The following is a 25,716-nucleotide window of genomic DNA, read 5'->3' on the forward strand; positions in this document are numbered from 1 at the left end:
CCGTCGCGGTCATGGCCCCGGCCGTCCGGTCAGGGGCTGATCGCGCGCCAGATGCGGTCGGACAGGGTCCGGGCGGCCTCCTCCATGTCCACGTCCCCGGCGGCCAGCCACCGCCGGGCCACGGCGGTGACGGGGCCGAGGACCAGCGCCTCGATCACGGGCTCGGGGAGCGGGGCGATCTCGCCGGCCTCGCGGTACCCCCGCACCCAGAGCGCGAGGGGGGTCAGCCGCGCCTCCTGGGAGTCGCGGATCGGTCCGGCCTGGGCCATGGACTCGTGGTCGGCGGTGGCCGAGTGCAGGAGCCGGGCCTCGTCCGGGCGGGCCCGTACGAAGGCCAGATACGTCCGGACGACGGCGTCGACCCCGGAACGGGCGTCCGCGGTACGGCGCAGCTCCGCGACGAGTTCGTCCAGGAGTCTGCCCAGGCAGCGCAGGGCGAGGGCGTTGTGCACACCCTGGAGGCTGCCGAAGTGGTGGTAGACGCTTCCGGCGCTGACGCCGCTCGCCCTGGTGATCGCGCCGACGGTGAGGCCCGCCTCGCCGGAGGCGGCGTAGATACCCAGTGCGGAATCCAGGACCTGCTCGGCGGTGGCTTCCCCGCGCTGTTGCTTCGGGCTCATCGAGCGGACGTCCTCGGTGTGGTCTGAACACGGAGGACGTCGGGGCCCTCTCCGTCGCCAGTGTAGGCGCAGGCCCTGTCTTCTGGAATTTTTTCTAGAAATCCGCTCTACTTCTGGTCCGCGGCGCCCAGACTGATCCCGTGTCAGGCACCGGCGCCGTGGCCGTGCGCACCGAGTCGTCGAGGGAGACGGCATGACCGAACCGAGTGACTTCCAGGGCCGTCCGCCGGCCGGGCCGCCCGCACCGCCCCCGCCACCCGCGTATCCGCCGCCACCGATGCCGGTGCCGCCGCCCGGCGCCGTGGCGCCGTGGTGGCAGCGCCTCTCGGACCGCGGGCGCCTGTTGCTCTTCGGCGGGGTCGGGGTCCTGGTCCTGGCGCTGGTGGCCGGAACGCTGCTGACGGTGTCCGGCACGCTCGGGTCCGACGACGGCAAGGCGGTGGCGAAGCGGAACCTCCAGCCGTTCCGGCAGGCGGTCGAGGAGCTCGGCGCGGCCCAGGGACTGACGTACCAGGACACGTCCGCCTTCGGCGTCACCGAGAACCAGATCACGACCACCGCGGGCGGCAGCAAGTACGGCACCACCTCTTCCGGCGGGAAACGGCTGGAGCAGGGCCTGTTGAACGTCGACGGCAAGACCTTCATGCGGTGGTCCCAGGACCCCGCACCGCCGTCGGGCGCCGAGCCGGGCAAGCCCGGCAAGTGGATGGCCGACCACCAGGACAAGGACTCTCTCGTACAGGAGGCACTACGCCGGACCCTGCCCCCGCCCCAGCTGGCAGAGGTCCTCACCCAGGCCCTCGACGCCCTGGAGAAGGCCCCGCCCACGGCGGAGCGCACGGACGAGAAGCCCCGCACCGTGCACGGGAAGCCCGCCCTCGCCCTCGACACCTCGGCCGGACGGCTGCTGGTCACCCGGCAGAAGCCCCACCGGGTGCTCCGCCTGGAGCCCTACGACTTCCACGAGTTCACCGAGCGCCTCAAGGACGGGGAGGCACCGGAGACCATCCCCGAGGTGACGCGCGGACCGCTCACCGTCGGCAGCCCCGAGGGCATGGACATCGCACCGGCCCTGGGCGACGCCGTCGACGCGATGTTCGACACCCTGCTCGACTACACCAAGCAGCTCAAGAACGCGGGCGACCGGGGCATCAACTTCACCATCGACGGCTCGGGCGACATGAACTGCAGCGCGTCGGGCTGCTCCGTCACCCAGAAGTTCACCGGCGAGGTCACCTCCAAGGCCCGGGACGAACGCGTCAGCAAGGGGCAGGTCTCCGCCGTCCTGACCGCCACCTTCTCCATCGGCGGAGAGTCCGCCGGCAAATGCACCAGCCCCCGCAGCACCTTCCGCCTCACCGGCACCAACGCCGCCGGCACCCTGAGGTGCTCCAACCCCGGCGCCGGCTCCGTCTACCGCTCGGTGGCCGCCCGCTACAAGAGCAGGGCCGAGGCCCAGTCACGCGCCGCGGGCGGCCGGGTCGTCCACTACAGCATCCCCCTGCGCGCCAGCACCCTCGTCGAGGCCAGCGCCCTGGCGGCGGTGGAGGTCAAGGCACTGGTCGACCGGGTGAACGGACAACGACGCATCGCGGACTGCGCCAAGCCCCACAGCTTCCCCGCCGGTACGCAGGTCCTCCTCGCCGACGGCACGCACCGCCCCATCGAGGACATCCGCACCGGCGACCGGGTGACCGCCACCGACCCCGCCCGCAGCCTCACCGCCGCCCGCCCGGTCACCGGCACCATCACCACCGACGACGACAAGGACTTCACCCGCCTCACCGTCGCCACCGCCGGGGGCCCGGCCACCCTCACGGCGACCGACAACCACCCCTTCTGGCTCACCAACACCAAGCGCTGGACCGACGCCGCGGACATCCACGTCGGCGACGAGGTCCGCAGCCCCACGGGAGCCCCGCTCCGGGTGACGGAAGTCGACGACCAACGGGGCCGACAGCGCACGCACGACCTGACGGTCGGCGGCCTGCACACGTACTACGTGCTGGCGGGGACCGTTCCGGTACTCGTGCACAATTGCAGTACCGGCGGAGTCAGCCTCTCCGGTGCGCGGCAGGTGAGCGGCCGTTTCCCCAAGAACGCCGACCCCGGTGAAATACTGTTCCGCCAGAAGGCGGACGGGACAGTTACCGCGTACGCAAGGTACGACAAGAATGGGGTGCTCACCCAACGCGCGGACCTCGACCCGAGCTCTGCCCCGCACGCCGGAATTCCGGCCCCACACATCCTTGACATGGTCAAGCACGTCAACCCGAAGACGGGGCAGGTCTTCTACAGCTGGGCAAAACTACCGCGCCCCTTGCGCCCGGAAGAGGAACTGTGCGGCTGCCGATAGACGGAGATCATCGGCGGAGCGAATACGAGACCTCCGGCCGGCACCACGGCGGGCGGAGAGATTTCGCGGTCCTCGCGGACTCTCGCCCCCCAATCCACAAGCAGCACGGACCCAGAAGCCTTTTCGGAAGCGACAGAAGGGGGTTACCCGTGGATGACCCGATGGAATATTCCACAATTAAATCCTGGGCCGACGAGTGGGGAGGAGATGTCGATTACCTGGATTACATCGCATACAACAGCGACCTGGCAGCACTGGTAGCACTCTCCAGAATCTTCTGGCCCAGATTTGTCGAGGCGGATGGCTGCGTACTCTGGGATCGAGCATACGACGAAGCGAACTTCGAACTCTGGCGCGAAGAGCTGTCGGGCGACACCCGAAGAATTGAGGCAACACTCAATCAGTTGCGCGTCTGGCAGCTGGTCGAATCAGATGAAACAAGTGGAGATTCGAAGGCACTGGAGTTCACTGCCACCTGCATCGCAAAAACCTGGAGAGCCGCATTGCATGCCGAATTCCCTGACCGGACTTTCGACGTTCGAGTCATCGAATCCGAAGACGGCCCCATCGTGACGTTCTCCGCCGGTTCGATGTAGCTCCGCCACTCCGAGGATCTTCCGGACGGGCCCGGGAGGCCCGAACCCGTCCGATCGAGACCCGGTCCGGTCACTTGGCAGGCAGCGGCACCGACCCGTGGATGGAGTAGTGGTCGGACAGCCCGACGTAAGCCGTCACCGAGCACGCGCTGAACGAGTAGGGACTGAAGATGTAATCGATCTTCTCGCCGTCCTTGGTGTTGGGCCCGTCGTAGACCCCGTTCTTCTCCGCGCACTCCTGGTACCGGTCGTACATCGTCGTCAGTACGTCGAGGTTCCGGGCGGGCGGGCTCACGTTCAGGTCGCCACCGAAGACCGGCCGGTAGCCGCGCTGGTCGGCCTTCTCCATGAGCGTCGCCGCCTGCTTCTTCTGCCAGGTGCGCTCGGGGTCGTCCCAGCCCTTGCCCCCGGTGCTGAAGTGCGCGGCGCAGTACATGGCCGCCTGGGACGGAACGGTGGCGCAGACCGCCGTACGCTGCTCGGCCTTGCGGGTCACCCCGTCCTTGTTCACATAGGTGGCCGGCGACGGCAGCTCGTACGCCTGGTACCAGGCGTTCTCATCGGGAACCGCGATGGCGACGCCGTACGCTCCCCGGTCGTACCCGTCGGCGTCCATGCATTCCTTCTGCGCCTTCAGTCCGGTCCCGTCGACGTCGTAGTTGATCGGTGCGAAGCGTACGTCCCACTGGTAGGGGCCCTCTTCCAGCGCCAGTTCCACCGGCTTGGCGTGCTTCTCGCAGATCTCCTGGAGGAAGATCACGTCCGGGTAGGACGCGGCCTTGGCCAGGCGCTCCTTGAGGCCCGCGGCGAGGGCGTCCTTGCCGATCGGCTTGCCGCCGTTGCACGGACTCACCGTGTTGATGTTGCCGCAGACGTTCCAGGACATGATCCGCGCCGTGGTCGCGGCGGCCGGGCCCGCGAGAGGCGGCACCGCGCTCCCCGCGTCGGTGGTGCCCTCCGGGATCCCGGCCGCACCGGCCTTGACCAGGGTGAACCGCTCCCACGAACCCACGGAACCGGCACGGGCCCGCAGAAGGCCGTAGTCGTTGCCGGTGGCGTTCTTCTCCGCGGAGACGTAAAGGCCCTCGCTCTGCCCCTTCAGCGCGTACTTCCCGTCCCCCAGCGACGCGAGGACGAACCGCTCCCAGCCACCGATCTTCGCGCCGCGAGCCCGCAGCATTCCGTCATGGGCCCCGCCGTCCTCGATCTCGGCGCTGGCGAAGTACCCGCTGGCCTCGAACCTCAGGCTGACGGTCCTGCCCTCGTCATCGGTGTGCAGCGTGAACCGCTCCCAGGCACCGACCGCGTCGCTCCGCGCGCGCAGCTTGGCCCACTGGTTGTCGCCGTCCTTGATCTCGGTGGAGACGTACTTGCCGGTGGCCTCCGACCTCAGGGCCCACTTCTGGCCGGCGGACTTGGCGATCGCCCCGGTGTCCGCGGCGGACGCCACGGGCGCGAATATCAGCGCCACACCCCATATCGCCGCGAACGCGGCGACCCAGCTCATTACTCTGCGGAACAACTCTCCCCGCCTCCCAGGTCATTCACTTACGAACGATCCGGGATCATGCCACGCCACCCCGCCGGCCGCCCGCCCTCACGCCTTCGCCGCGCACTCCGCCCACAGCACCTTCCCGCCCTGCTCCGGCAGCCCGCCCCGCACCGGGTACCCGCCCCAGCACTCCGCGTACAGCGTGACGAGATACAGCCCCCGTCCCCGCTCGGCCAGTTCCTCCGGGGTCGGGGCGCCCCATCGGAACGGCGCGGGGATGCGCGGATCGGTGTCCCGGACGCTCAGCCGGACACGGCTGCGCCCGGCGTCGCGCAGGCGCAGGGAGTACGGCCCCGAGGAGTGCAGGTAGGCATTGGTGACCAGCTCGCTGGCCAACAGCTCCGCGATCTCGACGAGTTCGGGCATGCCGTGCACACGCAGGGCGTTGCGGAGGGTGGCGCGGGCGACGCCGGGGGCGCGGGGATCCTGCGGGAGTTGGAGGGTGTATGTCCAGGGCGGGGATACCGTGGAACCGACCATGGAAGTCTCCGTTCACGGGAGGAAGTTGGGTCGCGGATTTCCAGGTGCCCGGTGACGAGGCCGCTCCGTCGAGCGGGGTACTTCCGGGCGGGTGGCCTGAGATCCAAGGTAGCGATTCGTGGTTAACGCGTTAACCGAATCCCGGCGAATCCATAAATTGACACCCTTATGGGTGACGAGCCGCTCAAGGAGGCGAGCAAGCCCGTGAGAACCAACCCGACGGGTCGCCAGCTCCGCTTTGGCACCGAGCTGCGCAAACTCCGCGAGCGCGCGGGCCTCACCGCCACCCAGGCCGGTCAACTCCTGGGCATCAAGCAGAACCAGATCAGCAACATGGAGGCGGGGCGCATCGGTGTGAGCCCGGAACGCGTGCGCGCCCTGGCCTGCCACTACGAGTGCGCCGACAAGGACATCGTCGCCGCACTCGGGCACATGACCAATGACCGCACCCGCGGATGGTGGCAGGAGTACCGGGAGATCCTTCCCTCTCCCCTCCTCGACCTGGCGGAGATCGAGCACCACGCCCGCCGGCTGCGGACGGCCGTGACCGTCCACGTCCCCGGTCTCCTCCAGACCGCGGAGTACGCGCGCGAGGTCTTCCGCCAGGACGCGCCGGCGCTGTCACCTCCCGACATCGAGCACCGCGTCTCCTTCCGCGTCAAGCGACAGGCCGTCCTCTTCCGGGAGTCACCCACACCGCATCGGGCCGTCATCCACGAGGCCGCGCTGCGCATGCGGTTCGGCGGCCCGGAGGTGACGCGCAAGCAGCTCCAGCACCTCCTCGACATGGGCGAACGGGATCACATCACGCTTCAGGTGATCCCCTTCTCCGCAGGGGCCCTCGCCGGGTCCGGCCAGTCGATCTACTACTTCCAGGGGCCGGTGCCGCAGCTCGACACCGTGAATCTGGACCAGTCCCACGGCCCCGTCTTCCTCGACGCCGAGGCCCAGTTGGAGAAGTACCGCGCGCTGCTCGACCGCATGGAGGCGACCGCGCTGGACCACGACCGCTCCAGGGACTTCATCCACACCGTCGTCCGTGACCTGTGAAGGGATCCGAGATGCCCCCTCCCGTCTGGCAGAAGTCGTCCTACTGTGCCCAGGGCAACTCCTGCATACACGTGGCCGTTCTCGCCCCCGGCGCAGTCGGCCTCACCGAATCCGGCGACCCCACCGGAGCGACGCTCCGGACCACCCCCACCGCCTGGGCCGCCCTCGTCCGCACCCTCAAGGAGCATGGCACCCGTGACTGACACCCCCGGCATCCCCGCCGACCTGACCTGGATCCGCGCGGCCTCCGAAGACCCGGATGACCCCGGCCCCTGGATCGAGGTGGCCTTCGGGCCGGACGACTTCGTCTACCTCCGCGAGACCGGCGACCCCCTCAACATCGTCACGACCACCCGGACGAAATGGGATGCCTTCGTCAAGGGCGTCATGGCGGGCGAGTTCGACCACTTCGCCGAACTCGACGGCGAGGCGGCGGTCGCCGACCAGGTCTGCCGCCCCGCAGGAGCACGGACGCGGCTGTAGTCGCCCGGTCTGTCGGCGGATACGTCCTCTTCGCCCCGCAAGCGAGCGAAGAGGACGAAGGGGAAGAAGAGCGCGAAGGGCGCGAAGGGCGCGAAGAGGAACAGGACCGGTCCGACGGTCACATTCCAGTCGAGCCCTGCCGGCGACCTGCCCGGAGCGGCCTTCCCGAGGCGACCTGCCCAGAGCGACCGCTCCGGAGCGGCCTTCCCGAAGCAACCTGCCCACAGCGATCCGGCCAGAGCGACCTCCCCGAAGCGACCTGCCCAGAGCGACCGCTCCGGAGCGGCCTTTCCGGAGCGACTGCCCGAAACGGTCTGGCCAGGCTGCCGCCGGCCCCCCTCATGAACGGGGCCGTGAGCCGGCCTCCGCCCAGGCGCGGGCGAATCGTTCGTGCGCGGGCGGTGGGACGGCGGCGGCCACGGCTGTCGGGGCCGGTGGCACCGGGCGTGGGGCCTTCGCGGCGGTGAGCTCCTTGCGGACGGCACGGTGGTGGTCGAGGGTCCAGGTGTTCCAGCGGCGGACGGTGCGGTCGGCCGGGCGGTCGAAGGTGTGCAGCTGGAGGTGGAGAGCCGCCGCGTCACGGCCGACGCCCAGGGAAGCCGCCACCTCGTCCACCAGGGCCGGGGCGCTGAAGAGCGGGTGGGACTCGTACTGGCCCGGCGGGACCGGGGTGGTCGCCGAGCGGTCCGCGAGGGCGCGCAGGGCGGTGAGGTGGCCGGAGGGTATGTCCGTGAGCCGGCCGAGCAGCAGACGGGCCCCCTCCATGGCCGGGTCGCCCACCGGGCGCTCGGTGAAGGCCCAGGTGAGGGCGGTGACGGCGGCCCGGGTCCCCTCGGCGTCCAGGGGTGGTTCCGGCAGGTCGCCGGTGAGCAGGGCGGTGGCCCAGCTCGCGGGCAGTCCGTGGTCCTTGGCCAGCGCGGCGGCATGGCTGCCGTCGTCGGCGTACGGGGTGACCGGGAGCCGTTCGGACCAGGCGGCGGCCATCCGGGCCGCGGCGGCGGTCATGCCCCCGGGGGCCCGGAGCTCCGCCGGATCGGCGGGCACGGCGGCGGCGAGCACGGCGTGTCGGCCGTCGAGACCGAGGCGCGTCCTCATCTCGTCGTACGCGTACACCGTGGACCGGTCGGCCTTGTAGGGCTTGGCCCGGCACAGCTTCAGATGCGCGGCGTAGTCGTCGCTGCCGGCGAAACCGTCGAGGACCAGGGCGGCGATCGCGCGCGGCACCCCCGTCCGCCACCGGAACAGGTCGACGGCCTCGTCGGGCACCGGCAGCGGGCCGTGTGCGGCGAGCAGGGCGAGCAGGCGGGGCAGTCGCGTGGTGTCGTCGCCCGCGACGACACGGGTCCCGCTCTCCTCGGCCCCGGCGGGCTCCGGGTCGGCGGCCCGCTGGAGGAAGGGGACGAGATCGCCGCGGACCGGGCCGGAGGCCACCGGCACCCCGGATGCGCGGAGCTCCGCCACCCGGGGCTCGGGGGCACGGCCGGTGCGCCAGGCGGTGCCCGCTTCCGCGAACGGCTGGCGGCTCCACACGTCGAGCAGCGCGGCCAGCGCCTGCCGCTGCCCGTCCGGGGTGGCGGCGACGACGGCCCGCCAGGCCACGGCGTCGATGCGGCCGGTCAGCACCGCCCACTCGGCAGGTGGGGCGGGCGGGGCCAGTGCCCGTACCTCGTCGTCGATCTCGCCGCGCAGATACCGTCCGTCGGCGGCGACCGCGGTGAGCAGGGCCGGTTGCGGCTGCGGCGACCGTTCCTCGTATGCCCGCAGCCGGGCCAGCAGGCCGTGCAGGGCGGGGACGAGCCGGGTGTCGGGCACCGGGTCGGGCAGCTCGACGACCGGTCCGGAACGCATGACGGCCACCCGGTGCGACAGCTCCCGGCGGCGGCGCAGCACATCGGCGGCGAGTCGCACGGCGTGGGCGACGCCCTCCCTGATCCGGGGGTCGCGCACCCCGGGCGGCGCTTCCTCGGCACCGGACCGCAGCAGCTCGCGTACGGCCTCGTCGGTCACCGTGCGCAGCGCGCGGGAGGAGTCGGCGTCGCGCGGGGTGAGGAAGTGCCAGAAGGCGGGCGGCGGCACGGTCCCCGCCCGCTCGCCGAGGGTGGCCCGGACCGGTCCGCGGCGGTGGCCGCCGGCGAAGCCCCGGACCTGCCAGAGCAGCGAGTTGTCCTCGGCGGCATGGCAGCGGACGGTGGTGCTGCCGACCACGACGGCGTCCTCTCCGCCGGACGGCAGGGCGAGGACGCCCCACGGGCGACGGCCCCAGACGGTGGTCTCGTACGACGCGGTGCGCCCGTCGGCGGACTCCAGCACGAACGCGCGGGGCGAGGGACCGGCGTACGGGGTGCGGTGGCCGACCCGGCAGCCGGTGAGCCTGCCGTCCTGGCCGAGCGGGGACGGCGGTGCGCCGGGCGGCAGTTCGGCGAGGATGCGGTGGTCGGGGAAGGGCCTGATGCCTTCCGGGAAGGTGTCGGGCGCGTGGAAGTCCGGCAGGGTGCGGTCGGCGGTGGGCGTGCCGGTGGCGGGGTCCAGGCGCGACCAGCCCCCGCCGTGGTCCTCGCTGAACACCGCGGTGCTCCAGAAGTCCCGGCCGTCGTACATCTGGTAGTCGCGGTGGCCGATGCCCGTGGTGTCGCCGGGGCGCAGGATGTTCTCGCCGTCGAACCGGCCGCCGCCGTCCGGGGTCTGGAACTGGTAGCCGAGGCCGCCCTGGATGCTGCCGCCGTAGGGGCGCAGCCCGTAGGACTGCTCCGGTTCGAAGGTGTCGGCGGGGGCGGCGGACCAGTACGCCGTACTGGTGCCGTTCTCGTCGCCCGAGCCCGTCCAGGCGACGAGGAACTGGCCGCCGACCCAGTGCACCGTGACGTGGCCCGCGCCTTCCGGCAGCTCCAGGGTGTGTTCGCCGCGCCGACCCGCGTGGTCGACGGCGAACGCGCGGCTCTCCCCGTACACCGTGAGCACCGGCCAGGTGCAGGTGGTGTACACCGTCTCGTCCGGCCGGAACTGGGCGAGGGCCTCCTCCAGGGCGGGCCAGCCCAGCTCCTCGGGCAGGCCCGCCCGCAGGGCGCGGGCCAGCGGGCCGGTGAGGTCCAGCGCGTCTAGGGCCTCCTCGATGCCGTCCAGGGCGACGGCGGTGGGCCGGTCGAGGAGGCCGTGCAGCTCCTCGACGGCCTCGTCGGCGGCGGCGAGCCCGCCGCCGCGCAGGCTGTCGAGCAGCTTCTCGATCCGTCCGTGCACCTCGGCCGCGATGCCCGGGTTGTGCGGGAGGCGGCTGATGGCGGAGCCGCCCCGGGACCGAAGACCGGCGTGCACCGTGCCTTCGAGCCGGGAGCCGAACACGGGGTCGGCGGCAAGGGCCCTGAGGTCGCGCCGCGCGTCCTTCTCCCAGAACTCCAGGGAGATGGTGGGGCCCGGGTCGTGGACGGGGATCCCCTCGGCGAGGCAGGCGTCGAGCAGGTCGGCGTCCAGGTGCGGCCACTGGTAGCGGTCCTCGTGGAGCCGGACCGGGGTGCCGTCCTCCTTCAGCAGCGGCGCGAACCGGGCCACCAGGTCGAACAGTTCGGCGGGCATGGCCTGGCGGCACACCCCGCCGCCCGACCTGCGGTGGGAGTACCGGGTGGCGTACCGCCGCAGCCACTCGCCGAGGCCGCCCTCCGGGGTGATCCGGCCGGCCGCCGCGGCGTCGGCGGCCCCGCAGCCGATCAGTAGCCGCAGCCAGGCGGCCGCGTCGCTCTTCGACTCGGGGAACAGGTCGAGCAGAGCGGCGGCGCGGTCGTCGGCCGGGGGGTGAGCGGCGAGCGGGCCGAGAGCCGCGTCGAGCAGCCGGTCGGGCACGGCCTTTCCGCGGGCCGACGCGAGCACCTCGCCCAGCACCCGCGCCTCCTCGTCGCTGCCGAGACCGGCCGTGCGCGCGGAGTCCCGCACCCGGCGGGCCAGATCGGCCGGGAGCTCACCCGGCGACGCGGCCCAGACGGCCAGCAGCCGCACGAACTCGCGGTGCGCGTCGCCCGGTTCGTACACCTCGGCCAGCCAGGCGGGGGCGCCGCCGAGCTCGGCGGCGGGAAGCGCGCCGAACCGGGCGAACAACAGGAGGTTCGCCCACCGCCAGCGGGGGTCGACGGGCAGCCCGTGGACACGCTCCGCGGCGCGCGCGTTCGCGTACGCGCGGGCGGCGGAACGGCGGTGCGTCTCCAGCATCCAGTGCCCGATGGTGTCCCAGAACCAGGGCAGATGGTCGGTCGGCAGGCCCCGGGCCAGACGCTCCGCCCCGTCCACGAACCGTCCGGGCTTCTCCCAGGCTCTGTACCGGTCACTGCCCACTCGCTCCAGCACCTCACGCGCCCCGGCCTCCGCACCGGGCACCCGGGCGCGCGCCCAGTCGGCGTAGGTCTCGGAGGTGCGGTGATTGGCCGGGAGCGGAACGGGAGTTGCGGTGTTGCTGGTCATGCGTACGAGTCTGGCATCCGGCACTGACAACGAGCGCTCGTCGCCCAGCGACCAGTCGCCGACCGATCCGTCGCCGACGTGTCCGTCGTTGATGTGCCCGTCGTTGATGCATCCGTCGCTGGTGCATCCGTCGCTGGTGCATTCGTTGTTGCTGTATCCGTCGTTGATGCATCCCTTGCCCACCGACCGGTCGTCGACCGGCTCGTAGTGGACCGACTGGTAGTGGACCGACTGGTTGTGGACCGGCTCGTCGTGGCCGTACCTTCTCCGACCGGGTATCGACGAGGTGTCGACCGGGCCCTGCCGACCGGCCAGTTGCCGGAGGCCCTGTGTGAGGCCCTGTGTAGGGTCCCCGCCATGCCTGCCTTCCGCGACTTCAACTTCAAGCTGCTGGTCATCGAAAAGCTCATGTACGAGGACAAGACGCTGACCCCGGCCTTCAGCATCCGCGCATGCCTGCGGGCCAGGGGCGTCAACGACGCGGAGTCCTACGCGTTCGGCAACGGCCTCGCCCACACGGTGCTCGACGAGGCCCGTGCCCACTTCGAAGCGCTGGAGATCAGTGAGGAACTGCTCGCGACGGTGGACAGCCTCCTCGTCGATGGCGGGCACCGGGTGTACCAGGAGTGCGCTCCGGGCTGGGACGGCGAGGACGAGCTGTTCGACGTGGGCTCGCTCGACGACCTCGACCTGCTGCCGAATCTGCGGCAGATCACGGGCATCCACGATTGCGGGCTGGGCATCCCGTTCAAGGCCGAGATCCTTGAGGCCCGGGGCATCAGCGCCGACTGAGTCGCAAGCGCGTTCTCCTCCTCGTCCGGTGACTCCCGGTCAAGTGATCGGACAACGTGTCCGGCCGCCGCGCCGCGGGCATGATCAACGGCATGAACGACGAGCCGGGCAGGATCCTCCGCTGGAACTTCTTCATCGGCGGCCACCTGAGTGCGTCGGTGCCCGTACGCCTCGTCGAGCGCACCGACGCGGGTCAGCTGGTCTGGATGGAGACCGGCACGCCCATGTGGCGTACGAAGCTTCCGCGTGGGAGGCATCTGCGGGACATCGCCCCCGACGACCGGCCGTCCGGCGGCTATCCGGTCGTCGCCGACCGCTGGCCGATGGGCAACGCGCTCTTCTACCAGCCGACCGGCGCCGCACACTCGGTGCTCTGGCTCTTCGGCCGTGGACGGAAATTCCGTGGCTGGTACGTGAATCTGGAGCGCCGGACCCATCGCGGTGACGACATCGACATCACCGACCACGAACTCGACATCAACGTGGCGCCGGACCGGACCTGGAAGTGGAAGGACGAGGAGTCCTTCGCCGAGAAGACCGGTCACCCCGTCTACTGGTCGGCCGACGAAGCGTCCGCGATCCGGAACGAGGGGGCCTCGGTCGTCCGGCTCGCCGAGGCCGGAACGTTTCCCTTCGACGGCACCTGGTGCGATTTCCAGCCGCCGTCCACCTGGACGACCCCGCCCCGACCGCCCGTTCCCCGCCATCCCCTGCTCTGACCGCCCCCTGCTCCGGCCGGGTGCGGCCCGCTGACCAGGGCATGCGCACATTCCCGGCCAGGGTGGCGAGACGACAATCATTGCCCGGGGTCACACCCCGTGATACACAGAGTAACCATACATATTCAGTCACACACTATTTCGATCCAACAGGCCAGGGCGGCCGCACCGGCCATATGTGCGAGATCCGGGTAAAGAGAGCTGTCAAGCCGTCGTACGAGAGCAGTTTCATCAGCGAAGATAGAGAGCGACCCGTGTCGTCCGGCAGGGGCAACGAACTACCCAACAGGGGCGGTGACTTACATGATCCTGGCAGCTGAGAAGGGCGACATCACCACCATCATCGGCGGAATCGCCCCGAACTGGGGGCCGTTCGGGACCTTGGGCAACGAGGCCCGCGTAATGATCGAGGTCGTGATGGCCATCGCCATCCTGCTCTGCCTCGGCATCGCGGTCTGGGGCGCGGCGAAGCAGCGCATCGGCGCGACGGCACTGCGCGACACATTCAGCGCGGAGCAGGGCAAGGGGCTGATCGTTGCCGGTCTGACCGGTGTGTTCATCATCGGATCCCTCGGAACCCTGTTCACCATCGTCTATGGAATGGCTGTCTGACCGACAGTCGTCCCCCACCATCCGTCCGCCCGTCCCGCCCCACCCCCACCATCCGCCCGTCGCGCCCACCGGCAGAGGTTGCGTCTCCCTGATGTCGAGTCACCACACCGCGCCCGCGCGGACACCCGCAGGGCTACCGTCGTACTACCCGGTCCAGGCAACGGTTGAGGGGGCGTACGCGGCATGAGTCTCGGCGACGACAACGGCTACGGCAACGACTCAGGCCGTACGGACGATGGATACAGCACCATCGGCGGCACCCGCCAGACCCGTACCCGCCTCCCCGACGGCGAGGGCGGCGACGGCTACGGCGCGCCCCGCCGACCCGCCCGCAAGTCCCGTTCCCTGGTCATGATGGTCGGCGTGGTCGTCGTCCTGATCGCGGCTATCGCGTTCGCGAACATGGGCGGGGGCGGCGGGAACGGCGACGGGGACGGCGGCCACGGGGGCGGGGGGAACAAGCCGGAGTCGGCGTCCACGGCGGCCACGGGGACGAAGCCGGTGACGGGGAAGAACGGCACGATCCCGTCGGGGTTCGCCCATGACGAGCAGGGGGCGCAGAGCGCGGCGGCGAATTACGCGGTGGCGCTCGGCTCAGCCGACATGTTCGACAAGAGCCGTCGTCGCGCGGTCGTTACCGCCGTCTACGCCCCCGAGGTCGCCGCAGCTCGCCAGGGCGATCTCGACAAGGTGTACTCCGGTCAGGATTTCCTCACCAACATCGGGCTCAATCCTGATGGCACCGCGCCGTCAGGGCTGACGTTCATCTCGCGCTCCAACCCGGCCGGCACCAAGATCGTGAAGTTCAATGGCGACTCCGCAAGCGTCGCCGTCTGGTACTCAGCCCTGTTCGGGCTGGCAGGCGAAGGTTCCAAGAACCCGGTCTCCGAGAGTTGGTTCACCAACACCTTCGAACTGACCTGGATCGGCGGGGACTGGAAGATCACCGACTTCACGCAGAAGGACGGCCCCACTCCCGTCGGCCGTGACCAGGCTGCTTCTCCTGCCGAGGAAATGGCCAACGCCGTGGAACAGTTCGGAGGGTTCACCTATGCCCGGTAAACGATCCAGTCGAGCTCTTTCGTTCACGGCAGTGGCAGCCGGCCTAGAGGTCACTCTCGTACTGCTGGCGGGCCGGGCATTCGCCGCCCCCTCTCCGAGCCCGTCTCCCGGTGCCAGCAACAACGCATGCGACCTGATCCGCGGCCCCGCCAAGGACTACTGCGAACGAGGCGAAGCCGGTACCTCCAAGATCGGCCCCTCCACCCTCGACAGCTCCCAGGACCCCCTCTCCTCCCTCGCCCGCGGCTGCGCCGACGCCGCCGCCTGGATCGTCGGCAAGCTCAGCGAGGCAGTGAAGAGCACCGCCAACGTCGACTTCACGAACACCAAGTTCCTCCAGCAGTACGCGGTCGTCTTCGCCGCCTCCACCGTCCTCACGCTCGTCCTCTGGCTGCTCGCCGTGGCCAAACGGGCGATCCGCGGCGTCCCGCTGACCACCGCGATCTCCGAGGCCGTCGGGTTCCTCTGGCTGACGGTCCTCGCCTCCGCGTTCACCCCGCTGATCCTCTACACCGTCGTCTCCGCGACCGACGGCGTCACCCAGGTCGTCGCCACGTCCTCGGGCGGGCAGACCGACGTCTTCTTCGGGTCGTTCGCCGAAGCCCTCAAGAAGGGCTCCGACATCGGCGGCGGGCCGATCATGCTGATCGTCGTCTCGCTCGTCTCGATCCTCGCCGCCGGCGTCCTCTGGCTGGAGCTCGTGATCCGGGCCGCCCTGCTCTACGTGGGCGCCCTGCTCGGCACCGTCGTCTACGCGGGGCTCGTCGACAAGAACATGTGGGGCCACGTACGGCGCTGGGCGGGCATCATGGTCGCGGTGATCATGGTGAAGCCGGTGATCGCCGTCGTGCTCGGGCTGGCCGGCGCGCTCTCCCAGAACGACGGGCCGAACGCGTTCTCCGCCGTCGTCTCCGGTCTCTCCATCATCCTGCTGGCGATCTTCGCCTCCGCGATGATCTACCGCTTCGTCCCCGGCTTCGGCGACGAGATCCAGGGCGCCCGCACCAACCGCAAGCAGGCCACCGACGGCTCCCAGGCCGCCGCGATGATCAGCTCCCCCGCCGCTCTGGTCTCCCAGGGCATCAAGACCCACAGCAGCCGCGGCGGCCAGAACAGCGGCGACAGCGGCAGCGGCGGAGGACGGCCCGCCAACCCGGTCAGCGGCGGTGTCGCCGCGCACAGCTCCCGCAACCCCGGCGGAAGCGGATCCGGCTCCTCCGCGGCCCCTCCCCCACGCAGGGGATCCGGACCGACCTCCGGCACCCCGCACGGCAGCCGCTCCCACCGAGGTGGCGGACCAGGCAGTTCAGGTAACAACAGCACGGGAGGTGGAGGGCGTTGACGACCCCGTCCCACACGATCGCGCCCCGCCGTACGTATCTCATCGGCCGGGCCCGGCCGAACGCGATCGTCGGCAAGAACCGCGAGACCGGCGAGATCGCCCTGATCATCGTCGGCGCGTTCCTCGGCATGGTGAGCGGACTGGCCGTCCCCTACCTCGGCCCGCGGATCATGCTGCTCGTGGGCTTCCCCATCCTCGCCCTGGCGATCGTGTACCTCCCGTACAAGCACCGCACCTTCTACAAATGGTTCGAGATCAACCGCAGCTACAAGCGCACCCTGCGCCGCGGCACGACCTACCGCTCCGCCGCCATGGAGGCGGGCGTCAGCGCCGACGGGCGCGAGGTCGAGATCGGACCGCCCCCCGGCATCGGCCGGATCAACTGGCTCGCGGCCCCCTTCGGACCGGACGAGATCGCCGTGCTGCTGCACGCCGACCGCCGTACCGTCACCGCCGCGATCGAGATCGAGGGCCCCGGCGTCGGCCTGCGCGACAGCGAGGACCAGGAAGCCCTCGTCGACCGGTTCGGCACGCTGCTGAAGCACGTCGCCAACGGCGACGGCTTCGTGACCCGCATCCAGATGCTCGCCCGCACCCTGCCCGCCGACCCCGACGCACACGCCAAGGACGTCGCCCAGCGCGGCGACCGGACCGCCCCGGGCTGGCTTCAGGACTCGTACGACCAGCTCCAGTCCATGGTCTCCACCTCCAGCGAGCAGCACCGCGCCTACCTCGTGGCCTGCATGCACTACACCCGCGAACTGGCCGCCGAGGCCAACGCCATGGCCCGCGCCGCCCGCCCCCAGGCCGGCCGCAGGCTCGACCGGGACGCGGGCCTCGCCGTCGTCATGGCCCGCGAGCTCACCGACATCTGCGCCCGCCTCGCCGAGGCCGACATCCGGGTCCGCCAGCCGCTGGGCCAGAGCCGGCTCGCCTCCCTGGTGCACTCGATGTACGACCCCGACCATCCCATCGATCACATCCAGGCCATGACCAAGCGCAACGCCTGGCCGGCCGAACTGGACGCGGTCGAGCCGACGTTCCTCAAGGCCAAGACCCGCGAATCGGTCACCCGCGCGCCCTGGTGCCACTCCACGGCCTGGGTGAAGGAATGGCCGATGACCCCCGTCGGCGTCAACTTCCTGGCCCCGCTCCTCGTCCACACCCCCGACGTGATCCGTACGGTCGCGGTCTGCATGGACCTCGAACCGACCGAGATCGCCATCGAGCGGATGCTCACCGAGAAGACCAACGACGAGGCGGAAGCCAGCCGTCAGGCCAAGATGAACCGCACCGTCGACCCGCGCGACATCGCCGCACACGGCCGCCTCGACCAGCGGGGCGAAGACCTCGCGAGCGGCGCCGCCGGGGTGAACCTGGTCGGGTACATCACCGTGTCGTCGCGCTCGCCGGAGGCCCTCGCCCGTGACAAGCGGACGATCCGGGCCTCGGCCGGAAAGTCGTACCTCAAGCTGGAGTGGTGCGACCGCGAGCACCACCGCGCCTTCGTGAACACCCTGCCGTTCGCCACCGGCATCCGCCGCTGAGGACCCGGCGCCCCGGAGAACCGAGAGAAACGAAACCGAGAGAAACGAAAGGGAGGTCGGTCACGCCATGCGAGATCCGCTGTCCGCGCTGTCGGACGCCTTCACCGCCTTCCTCTTCGGGAAGGTGGAGACGACCAGGCTGCCCGTCCGCACATCGACGGGACAGGCCCAGGCCGTCTATCTGCCCACCGCGGCCCCCGGCCTCGGCGACTCCGGTGTGATCATCGGCCGTGAGGTCTACTCCGGCAAGGGCTACATCTACGACCCCTTCCAGCTGTACGGCCAGCAGCTGCCGGCCCCGCACTGGCTGGTGCTCGGCGAGTCCGGCAACGGCAAGTCCGCGCTGGAGAAGACGTACGTGCTCCGCCAGCTCCGCTTCCGCGACCGCCAGGTCGTCGTCCTGGACGCTCAGGGCGAGGACGGCGTCGGCGAGTGGAACCTCATCGCCCAGGAACTCGGCCTCACCCCGATCCGTCTCGACCCGACCGCCGCCCTCAACGGCGGCATCCGGCTCAACCCGCTCGACCCCTCCATCACCACCACCGGCCAGCTCGCCCTGCTCCGTACGATCATCGAGGTCGCGATGGGGCACGGCCTGGACGAGCGGTCCGGCTTCGCGCTGAAGGTCGCCCACGCCTACGTCAACGAGACGATCACCGACCGGCAGCCGGTCCTGACCGACATCGTCGAACAGCTCCGCCACCCGGAGCCCGAGTCCGCCGAGGCGATGAACGTCGACATAGACGACGTACGCGCCTGGGGCCTGGACGTCGCCCTCGTCCTGGACCGGCTGGTCGACGGCGACCTGCGCGGCATGTTCGACGGACCGACCAGCGCGGGCATCGACCTCGACGCCCCGCTGATCGTCTTCGACCTCTCGCACATCGACCGCAACTCGATCGCGATGCCGATCCTGATGGCGATCGTCGGCGTCTGGCTGGAGCACACCTGGATCAGGCCCGACCGGAAGAAGCGCATCTTCCTGGTCGAGGAGGCCTGGCACATCATCAACTCCCCCTTCGTCGCCCAGCTCTTCCAGCGGCTGCTGAAGTTCGGACGCCGCCTCGGCCTGTCGTTCGTGGCCGTCGTCCACCACCTCAGCGACGTCGTCGACGGAGCGGCGGCCCGCGAGGCGGCGGCGATCCTGAAGATGGCGTCGACCCGCACGATCTACGCCCAGAAGGCGGACGAGGCGAGAGCGACGGGGCGGGTGCTCGGCCTGCCCCGCTGGGCGGTCGAGATCATCCCGACCCTCACCCCCGGCATCGCCGTCTGGGACGTCAACGGCAATGTCCAGGTGGTCAAGCACCTGATCACCGAGGCGGAGCGCCCCCTGGTCTTCACCGACCGCGCGATGACCGAGTCCTCCGCCACCGAGCTCCTTCCCGAGGACGTACGCGCCGCGGACCTGGAGGCGGAGCAGCGCGCCGCCCGGATCGAGAACCAACAACGGCTGAACGAGTCGTCCGAGTCAACGGTGGCATGACATGGCGGGGCGCCCTGAGGAACGTACCGGCGGCAGCGGAAGCGGCGGAGGCATCCCGGACGGCCTGCTGATCGGACTGCTCGCCTTCCTGCTCGGGCTGGCGCTGCTGGCGTGGACGGCCACCGGCCTGGCCGGGCTGTTCGCGCACGGCGCCTGGCCGGAAGGGGTCACGCTCGCCGAGACGCCCCTGTCGTTGCGCCGACTCGTCACCGCACCGCACGACCTCCCGGCCGCCTGGCCGAACACCCCGCCGGGCGAGCTCTCCGGGTACGGGCTCTTCTGGGGCCTGTTCATCGGTGAACTGATGGTGCTGATGGTGCTGGTGGTGTTCGTGCTGGGCTCGGTGGCCCGCTGGCGGGCCGTACGGGCACGCCAGCGGGACGAGCGACGCTACGGGGACGGGCACGGGGACGGACAGCGGCACAGGAACGGATACGGGGACAAGGACGGATACGGGGACGAGAGCGGATACGGGGACGAGAGCCGGTCCAGGGGCGATTCCGTACCGCCCCGGCGACGGCAGAAACCTCACCGCCACCGGACACCACCCCCCGCGCCCGCCCCGTCGCCCTCACCGACCCTCGCACCGATCCCCACTCCGGCCCCCGCCGCCCCCATCGAGCACACCCCGGCCGAGACCACTCTTCTCACCGGAACCGGAACCGGAACCAGTACCGAAATCGGAGCAGGAACAGAGGCCGGCACCGGGACCGGAGCAGAAACAGAGGCCGGGACCGGAGCAGGGCCCGGAACGGCACCCCCCGTCCTCGCCCCGCTCCCCTCCCCCCGCGCGCCGCTCGTCGTCTACGGACCGGCCGCGACGCGTCGCCCCGCCGTCGTCCAGGCCATCCTGGAGGCCAACGGCCCCGCGCTGGTCGTCACCTCCGACCCCACCGTCTGGGCCGAGACGAAGGACGCCCGCGCCAAGCTCGGCCCGGTGCTCGTCTACGACCCGGGCCACCTCTGCGACACCCCCGCCCGTCTGCACTGGTCCCCCACCGCAGGCTGCGAGCAGCTAGAGACGGCCGCCGCCCGCTCCGCCGCGCTGCTGGCCCCGGTCCGGCCCCAGGCCCGTATCGACGCGGCGACCGCCGACACCGCCGAAACGCTCCTCCAGTGCTGGCTGCACGCCGCCGCCGTCGACGGCCGCCCCTTCCGCCAGGTCCACCGCTGGGCACTCGGCGGCAGCGCCCACGAACCGGTACGCCTGCTCCGTACCCACCCCAAGGCGGCCTCCGGGGTCGCCGGCCTGCTGGAGTCGGCGCTGACCGCCCATCCCGAACGCCGGGAAATGGCCCAGGAACTGACGGTACGGGCCTTCGGCGCGCTCTCGTCGGTCCATATCCGTGACGCGTGCACACCGAACCGTGCCGATTCACTCGTGCTGGAATCTTTCGCGGCCGAGGGGGGCACTCTCTATGTGGTGGGTGAGCCGATCGAGGATCCCCGCTCGGGACCGGGAGCAATGCCCCTGCTCACGGCCCTCGCCTCACACGTGGTCGAGCACGGCCGCCGCTTGGCCGCACGGTCAACCGACGGTCGGCTCGACCCACCAATGACCCTGGTGCTCGACGATGTCGCCGCGGTGGCCCCCCTCCCCCGGCTCCCGGAGCTCCTGGCGACCGGCGAGGCGATGGGGCTCCCGGCCCTGGTGCTCCTCCGCTCCCAGGAGCAGGCCCGCGCCCGCTGGGCCCAGGAGCTCACCACATCACCCTGACGGGGAACGGCCCGGGAAGCCCCGGGACACCGCGCGAACCCGAGGCACCCGCGACCCGAGCCCCCTCCGAACCAGAGGCACCGCGAGACGCCCCGAAGCACCCCCGAGACACCGCACCCCAGGCACCACCGAAGCCCCACCGCCTCCGAAGCCCCACCACCCACGAAACTCCACCACCGAAGCCCCACCGCCCCCTCCTACCCCTTCCGCTCCACCGCGTACTCGATCTCCCGCGCGGACGGATCGCCCGGCATCGGCACCGATCGCCCGGTCGCGGTGAACCCGATCCGCCGGTAGAACGCCGCCGCCCGCGCGTTGTCCTCGTGCACATACAGCCGCACCCGCTCGATCCGCGGCTCCGTAAGCGACCACGCCCACTCCGTCCCGGCCCGGAACAGCCCCTCGGCCAGGCCCGCGCCCCGCGCCCCGGGCCGGACGAACACGCCGACCACATGCGCCTGGTGGACGTCGACCGCCTCCCCGAACCGCACCTCCGCGTCCGGCCGCTCGATCAGCACGGTGATCCCGCCGTCCCACCGCCCGTCCGGCGCGACGGCGACGAACTGCCGCACATCGCCGCCCCCGGCCTCGGACCCGCCGAGTGCCCGGTCCTGCCAGAACGCGTCCGAGTGGGCCACGCCCTGCTCGTACGTCTCCAGAAACGCCACCGGAGCCACCGGGTCCCGCAGGGCGGCCAGCCGCAGTTCCTTGACCAGGGGCCACTCATCGGCGCGCACGACCCGCATCACATGTTCCATCCGCCGATCCTGCCCCGCCCGCCCGACCCGCGCCAACAACATTCCGCGCGGGTCCGTGTCGTACCCCGGTACTACGCGCACCGCCACGTCCCGCCCCAGGTCCGACGCCTGCCGAGGCCCCGCTCCGTAGCGTCGACCGCATGATCAGGGCATACGGACTCACCAAGAAATACGGGGACGACACCGTCGTTCAGGACCTCGACTTCACGGTCCGGCCCGGCGCCGTCACCGGGTTCCTCGGGCCGAACGGCGCCGGGAAGTCGACGACGATGCGCATGCTGCTCGGCCTGGACGCACCCACCCGGGGCCGCGCGACGATCGGCGGTCAGGCGTACGCCACCCACGGCGCTCCGCTCACCGAGGTCGGGGCGCTGCTGGAGGCCCGCTCCGTCCACCCGGGCCGCACCGCCTTCCACCACCTCATGGCGCTGGCCCACACCCACGGCATCCCGCGCGGCCGCGTCGAGCAGGTGCTTGATCTGACGGGGCTGAACACGGTCGCCCACAAACGCGTCAAGGGCTTCTCGCTCGGCATGGGCCAACGGCTCGGCATCGCCGCCGCGCTCCTCGGCGACCCGGCGACGCTCATCCTGGACGAGCCCGTCAACGGCCTCGACCCGGAGGGCGTGCGGTGGATCCGTGACCTTCTCGGATCCCTTGCCCGGCAGGGCCGTACGGTCCTGGTCTCCTCGCACCTGATGAGCGAGATGGCGCTCACCGCCGACCACCTGATCATCATCGGGCGCGGCCGGCTCCTCGCCGACACCACGGTCGCCGAATTCGTCGCCACGGCCGGTGACCCCTCGGTCAAGGTCGTCACCCCGCAGGCGGACGCCCTGCGCGACCTCCTCACCGGCCCCGGCAGCAGCATCATCACCACCGAGCGCGGCTCCTCCCCCGACGAGCTGGAGATCCGCGGTACGGACGCGGCGCACATCGGCCGCACCGCCGCCACCCACGCCATCCCGCTGTACGAGCTCACCCCGCGGACCGCCTCCCTGGAGCAGGCCTTCATGGACCTGACCCGGGAGTCGATCGAGTACCGGACCACCGCCCCCGAACCGACCGGAGCCCTCGCATGACCACCACGACAACCCACCCCGATCACCGAACCCATCCGGACCACCGATCGCCCACAGACCACCGGTCACACGAGAACCAGCGGCCGCACGAGAACCAGCGGCCGCACAGCTACCGGGTGACCCCCGCCCGGGTCGTACGCTCCGAGTGGCACAAACTCCGGTCCCTGCGCTCCTCCTGGATCACCCTGGGATCGGCGGCCGCACTGACACTCGCGGTCGGCCTGTTCATGGGCACGACCTACACCAGCGACGGCGGGGACTCCGATGTCGACACCGTGGTCCTGGTGCTCTACGGCTCGGTGCTCAGCACACTGTGCACCGTGGTCCTGGGCATCCTGGTCACCGCGGGCGAGTACGCGACGGGCCTGATCCGCGCCACGCTCGCCGCGGTCCCGCGCCGGCTCCCGGTCCTGTGGGCGAAGGCGGCGGTCTTCGCCGCCACGGTCTTCGGCCTCATGCTCACCACCTCCCTGGTCACCTTCCTCGTCGCGCAGTTCTTCCTCCACGACACCGACCAGGCGGCCTCCCTCGGCGACCCGGGAGTGTTCCGCGCGGTCGTCGGCAGCGCCGCGGGCATCACCCTGCTCAGCCTGATCGCGCTCGGGCTCGGCGCCCTGCTCCGCTCGGTGCCGGGGGCCATCGGCGCCTACATCGGCGGCGTGCTGATCCTGCCCGAGGTCCTCTCCCTGCTTCCGTACGACATGGTGGAGCGCGCCGTCAGGTACTTCCCCGGCCAGGCGGCCGGTGTTCTCGGTTCCGCCACCCCGCTAGAGGGCCATGCCTCCGTGGGAGGCGCCGTGGTCGCGCTGTGCCTGTGGGCCGGGGCGAGCCTGGGCGGGGCCGCGCTGATGCTCCGTCGTCGCGACGCATGACCCGGCGCCGGCCGACCGTGAGGATGGGCACGTGACGGAGGACGACATGAACCGCGCCAAGAACCGCGCCCCGGGCAACGCCCCCGGCAGCACCCAGCGCGACAGCGCCCCGGTCACCGGGCACATCCAGCGCCTGTTCCGCCGGGTCCGCGCGTTCGACCTGCGTCGGCCGCTGGTCTGGAACGGGCTGCTGACCTTCTGCTGGGGGCTGTTCGCCGTACTCGACGTCAGCTCGGGCGGCTGGCGCACCGTGGCGCTGGACCCGGGCGTGCCGGGCACGCCGGTCCTTCTGATGGGCGTGGCATTCTGCGTACCGCTGCTGTGGCGGCGCACGCATCCCCTCGCCGTGCTGGCGTTCATGGCACCGCTCTCGCTGGTGAACGTCTGGTCCGGCGCCGTCGTCCAGGCCGCCTACGTCCAGCAGGTCGTCGTCTTCAACATCGCGCTGCGGCTGCCTGTCCGGGCCCTGGCCTGGGCGGGCGCCCTGGTGGCCGCACCGCTGCTGGCCGGTGCGGCGCACCGGCCGGACAGCTGGGACCCGCTGGTCCTCCCCCATGTCTGGGCGTTCGCGCTCTCGGCGATGCTCGGGATCGTGGTCCGTACCCGCAAGGAGTACACGGAGGCCCTGGTCGACCGGGCCCGTCGGCTGGAGCTGGAGCGCGACCAGCAGGCCCGACTCGCGGCCGCCGCCGAACGGACCCGGATCGCCCGGGAGATGCACGACATCATCGGCCACAACCTGTCGGTCATCACCGGTCTCGCGGACGGCGGGGCCTACGCGGCCGCCAAGAGCCCGGAGCGGGCCGGCCAGGCCCTGGAGGCCATCGGCACCACCAGCCGCCAGGCCCTCACCGAACTCCGCCGTCTCCTCGGCGTCCTGCGCGACCACCCCGCCGAGGCGGACCGCGCCCCGCAGCCGACCCTGGACGACCTCGACGAGCTCCTCACCGGCGTACGGTCGGCGGGCCTGCCCGTACGTCTCCGCGTCCATGGCACGCCCCCGCCCACCCCGCCGACCCCGGGAAGGCAGTTGACGGTCTATCGGGTGGTGCAGGAGGCTCTGACGAATACGCTGAAGCACGGCGGCACGGACACGGCCCCGACCGCCGAGGTCACCCTGACGTACCGAGCGACCGAGTTGGAAGCCCTGGTCACGGACACCGGCACTGGCGCCGTCGGCCGCCTCGGCTCCGACGGGGGCGGCCAGGGCATCCCGGGAATGCGTGAGCGGGCGTCCCTCTACGACGGCACGCTCGAAGCGGGCCCGCGGCCGGACTCCGCGCCCGTGGGCGGCTGGCAGGTACGACTCCGACTTCCTCTGGAGGACAACCCCTCGTGACGACCGTGCTCATCGCGGACGACCAGCCGATGCAACGCTTCGGCTTCCGCATGCTGCTGGAGAGCCAGGACGACATGACCGTCGTGGGCGAGGCCGGGAACGGTCACGAAGCCGTCGACCTCGTCCAGCGGCACCACCCGGACGTCGTCGTGATGGACATCCGCATGCCGCTCCTCGACGGCATCGAGGCGACCCGTCGCATCGTCAGGGCCGGTGCCCGTACCCGTGTCCTCATCGTCACGACCTTCGACCTCGACCGGTACGCGTACGACGGTCTGCGTGCCGGTGCGAGCGGCTTCCTCATCAAGGACGCGCTGCCGGAGGAGCTGCTCTCCGGGATCAGAGCCGTGGCGGGCGGCGATGCGGTGGTGGCCCCCGGTCTCACCCGCCGTCTGCTGGATGCGTACGTCCAGCATCTCCCGGCCGTTCCCGGCGGCCCCGCCCCTCTGGATGCCCGCCTCGCCTCCCTCACCGGGAGGGAACGGGAGATCCTCACCGTCATCGGCCAGGGCTGGTCCAACACGGAGATCGCCGCACGGCTCCACCTCGCCGAATCGACGGTGAAGACCCATGTCACGCGCATTCTCGCCAAGACCGGGTCCCGGGACCGTGTGCAGGCGGTCATCCTGGCCTATGACACCCACCTGGTGACGCCGGCCTGAAAGGCCCCGTGAACGCAGAAAAGCCCCGTGCCACAAGGGCACGGGGCTTTCCAACAAAAGGAGTTCGGCGGCGTCCTACTCTCCCACAGGGTCCCCCCTGCAGTACCATCGGCGCTGAAAGGCTTAGCTTCCGGGTTCGGAATGTA

22 protein-coding genes and 1 rRNA gene are annotated in these 25,716 nt (G+C 71.0%); 17 read left to right on the forward strand and 6 right to left on the reverse strand.

The features are described from left to right. Nucleotides 1-29: 29 nt before the first annotated feature. The gene (locus tag ACFVFH_RS25500; protein WP_383772654.1) at nt 30-620 is read right to left on the reverse strand and encodes a TetR/AcrR family transcriptional regulator; all 591 of its coding nucleotides are present in this window, start codon (nt 618-620) and stop codon (nt 30-32) included. Between the two features lie 193 nt (nt 621-813). On the opposite strand from ACFVFH_RS25500, the gene ACFVFH_RS25505 reads away from it, so the two are divergent. Further along, nucleotides 814-2,976, forward strand: a complete 2,163-nt coding sequence (locus tag ACFVFH_RS25505) for a polymorphic toxin-type HINT domain-containing protein (protein WP_383772656.1) — start codon at nt 814-816, stop codon at nt 2,974-2,976. Nucleotides 2,977-3,125: 149 nt separating this feature from the next. Beyond that, nucleotides 3,126-3,572 carry a hypothetical protein gene (locus ACFVFH_RS25510; RefSeq protein WP_383772658.1) on the forward strand — a complete coding sequence of 149 codons (447 nt, stop codon included), beginning with the start codon at nt 3,126-3,128 and terminating at the stop codon, nt 3,570-3,572. A 70-nt stretch (nt 3,573-3,642) separates the two neighbouring features. Here ACFVFH_RS25510 and ACFVFH_RS25515 read toward each other — a convergent pair whose 3' ends face one another. Together ACFVFH_RS25515 and ACFVFH_RS25520 are read right to left on the reverse strand one after the other, a co-directional pair. After that, nucleotides 3,643-5,094, reverse strand: a complete 1,452-nt coding sequence (locus ACFVFH_RS25515) for an endonuclease/exonuclease/phosphatase family protein (protein ID WP_383772660.1) — start codon at nt 5,092-5,094, stop codon at nt 3,643-3,645. 75 nt (nt 5,095-5,169) lie between these two features. Continuing rightward, nucleotides 5,170-5,604, reverse strand: a complete 435-nt coding sequence (locus tag ACFVFH_RS25520; RefSeq protein WP_383772662.1) for an ATP-binding protein — start codon at nt 5,602-5,604, stop codon at nt 5,170-5,172. A 168-nt stretch (nt 5,605-5,772) separates the two neighbouring features. Between ACFVFH_RS25520 and ACFVFH_RS25525 the strand changes: the two genes are divergently transcribed. The 3 genes from ACFVFH_RS25525 to ACFVFH_RS25535 are packed head-to-tail and all read left to right on the forward strand — an operon-like array spanning nt 5,773 to nt 7,137. Further along, nucleotides 5,773-6,654 carry a helix-turn-helix domain-containing protein gene (locus tag ACFVFH_RS25525; RefSeq protein WP_383772664.1) on the forward strand — a complete coding sequence of 294 codons (882 nt, stop codon included), beginning with the start codon at nt 5,773-5,775 and terminating at the stop codon, nt 6,652-6,654. Nucleotides 6,655-6,665: 11 nt separating this feature from the next. After that, nucleotides 6,666-6,857 carry a DUF397 domain-containing protein gene (locus ACFVFH_RS25530; protein WP_383772666.1) on the forward strand — a complete coding sequence of 64 codons (192 nt, stop codon included), beginning with the start codon at nt 6,666-6,668 and terminating at the stop codon, nt 6,855-6,857. Beyond that, the gene (locus ACFVFH_RS25535) at nt 6,850-7,137 is read left to right on the forward strand and encodes a DUF397 domain-containing protein (protein ID WP_383772668.1); all 288 of its coding nucleotides are present in this window, start codon (nt 6,850-6,852) and stop codon (nt 7,135-7,137) included. The genes ACFVFH_RS25530 and ACFVFH_RS25535 overlap by 8 nt, the downstream gene beginning before the upstream one ends. Nucleotides 7,138-7,476: 339 nt before the next feature. On the opposite strand, the gene ACFVFH_RS25540 is transcribed toward ACFVFH_RS25535, so the two are convergent. After that, nucleotides 7,477-11,763 (reverse strand): hypothetical protein, encoded by a 4,287-nt coding sequence (locus ACFVFH_RS25540; protein ID WP_383772670.1) that lies wholly within the window; start codon nt 11,761-11,763, stop codon nt 7,477-7,479. A 174-nt stretch (nt 11,764-11,937) separates the two neighbouring features. Between ACFVFH_RS25540 and ACFVFH_RS25545 the strand changes: the two genes are divergently transcribed. From ACFVFH_RS25545 to ACFVFH_RS25580, 8 genes are all read left to right on the forward strand, one after another. Then, nucleotides 11,938-12,372, forward strand: a complete 435-nt coding sequence (locus ACFVFH_RS25545; protein ID WP_383772672.1) for a DUF6892 domain-containing protein — start codon at nt 11,938-11,940, stop codon at nt 12,370-12,372. Between the two features lie 92 nt (nt 12,373-12,464). Next, on the forward strand, nt 12,465-13,091 hold the full coding sequence (locus ACFVFH_RS25550; RefSeq protein ID WP_383772674.1) for a DUF402 domain-containing protein: 627 nt from the start codon (nt 12,465-12,467) through the stop codon (nt 13,089-13,091). A 303-nt stretch (nt 13,092-13,394) separates the two neighbouring features. Next, entirely contained in the window at nt 13,395-13,703 is a 309-nt protein-coding gene (locus ACFVFH_RS25555) for a hypothetical protein (protein WP_018101695.1), read from the forward strand. 183 nt (nt 13,704-13,886) lie between these two features. Next, nucleotides 13,887-14,765 carry a hypothetical protein gene (locus ACFVFH_RS25560; protein WP_383772676.1) on the forward strand — a complete coding sequence of 293 codons (879 nt, stop codon included), beginning with the start codon at nt 13,887-13,889 and terminating at the stop codon, nt 14,763-14,765. Continuing rightward, nucleotides 14,755-16,107, forward strand: coding sequence for a hypothetical protein (locus ACFVFH_RS25565; RefSeq protein ID WP_383772678.1), 1,353 nt, complete (start codon nt 14,755-14,757; stop codon nt 16,105-16,107). The genes ACFVFH_RS25560 and ACFVFH_RS25565 overlap by 11 nt, the downstream gene beginning before the upstream one ends. Next, nucleotides 16,104-17,654, forward strand: coding sequence for an SCO6880 family protein (locus ACFVFH_RS25570; protein ID WP_383772680.1), 1,551 nt, complete (start codon nt 16,104-16,106; stop codon nt 17,652-17,654). Before ACFVFH_RS25565 ends, ACFVFH_RS25570 begins: the two co-directional genes overlap by 4 nt. Nucleotides 17,655-17,721: 67 nt before the next feature. Continuing rightward, the gene (locus ACFVFH_RS25575) at nt 17,722-19,140 is read left to right on the forward strand and encodes an ATP-binding protein (RefSeq protein ID WP_383772682.1); all 1,419 of its coding nucleotides are present in this window, start codon (nt 17,722-17,724) and stop codon (nt 19,138-19,140) included. A gap of 1 nt (nt 19,141) precedes the next feature. Continuing rightward, the gene (locus tag ACFVFH_RS25580; protein ID WP_383772684.1) at nt 19,142-20,857 is read left to right on the forward strand and encodes a type IV secretory system conjugative DNA transfer family protein; all 1,716 of its coding nucleotides are present in this window, start codon (nt 19,142-19,144) and stop codon (nt 20,855-20,857) included. 197 nt (nt 20,858-21,054) lie between these two features. On the opposite strand, the gene ACFVFH_RS25585 is transcribed toward ACFVFH_RS25580, so the two are convergent. Further along, on the reverse strand, nt 21,055-21,615 hold the full coding sequence (locus ACFVFH_RS25585) for a GNAT family N-acetyltransferase (RefSeq protein ID WP_383772686.1): 561 nt from the start codon (nt 21,613-21,615) through the stop codon (nt 21,055-21,057). A 140-nt stretch (nt 21,616-21,755) separates the two neighbouring features. On the opposite strand from ACFVFH_RS25585, the gene ACFVFH_RS25590 reads away from it, so the two are divergent. From ACFVFH_RS25590 to ACFVFH_RS25605, 4 genes are read left to right on the forward strand one after another with little or no spacing between them, the layout of a single operon-like run. Beyond that, entirely contained in the window at nt 21,756-22,697 is a 942-nt protein-coding gene (locus ACFVFH_RS25590) for an ABC transporter ATP-binding protein (protein ID WP_383772688.1), read from the forward strand. Continuing rightward, nucleotides 22,694-23,569 (forward strand): ABC transporter permease, encoded by an 876-nt coding sequence (locus ACFVFH_RS25595; RefSeq protein ID WP_383772690.1) that lies wholly within the window; start codon nt 22,694-22,696, stop codon nt 23,567-23,569. Before ACFVFH_RS25590 ends, ACFVFH_RS25595 begins: the two co-directional genes overlap by 4 nt. Before the next feature lie 46 nt (nt 23,570-23,615). Continuing rightward, nucleotides 23,616-24,908 (forward strand): sensor histidine kinase, encoded by a 1,293-nt coding sequence (locus tag ACFVFH_RS25600; protein ID WP_383772737.1) that lies wholly within the window; start codon nt 23,616-23,618, stop codon nt 24,906-24,908. Next, complete coding sequence (locus ACFVFH_RS25605) at nt 24,905-25,570, forward strand: response regulator (RefSeq protein ID WP_383772692.1); 666 nt, start codon at nt 24,905-24,907, stop codon at nt 25,568-25,570. Before ACFVFH_RS25600 ends, ACFVFH_RS25605 begins: the two co-directional genes overlap by 4 nt. 62 nt (nt 25,571-25,632) lie before the next feature. Here the strand turns inward: ACFVFH_RS25605 and rrf are convergent. Further along, nucleotides 25,633-25,716 (reverse strand): 5S ribosomal RNA (rrf, locus tag ACFVFH_RS25610); the annotation flags it as partial.

The organism is Streptomyces sp. NPDC057697 (assembly GCF_042799335.1).
GTDB lineage: Bacteria > Actinomycetota > Actinomycetes > Streptomycetales > Streptomycetaceae > Streptomyces.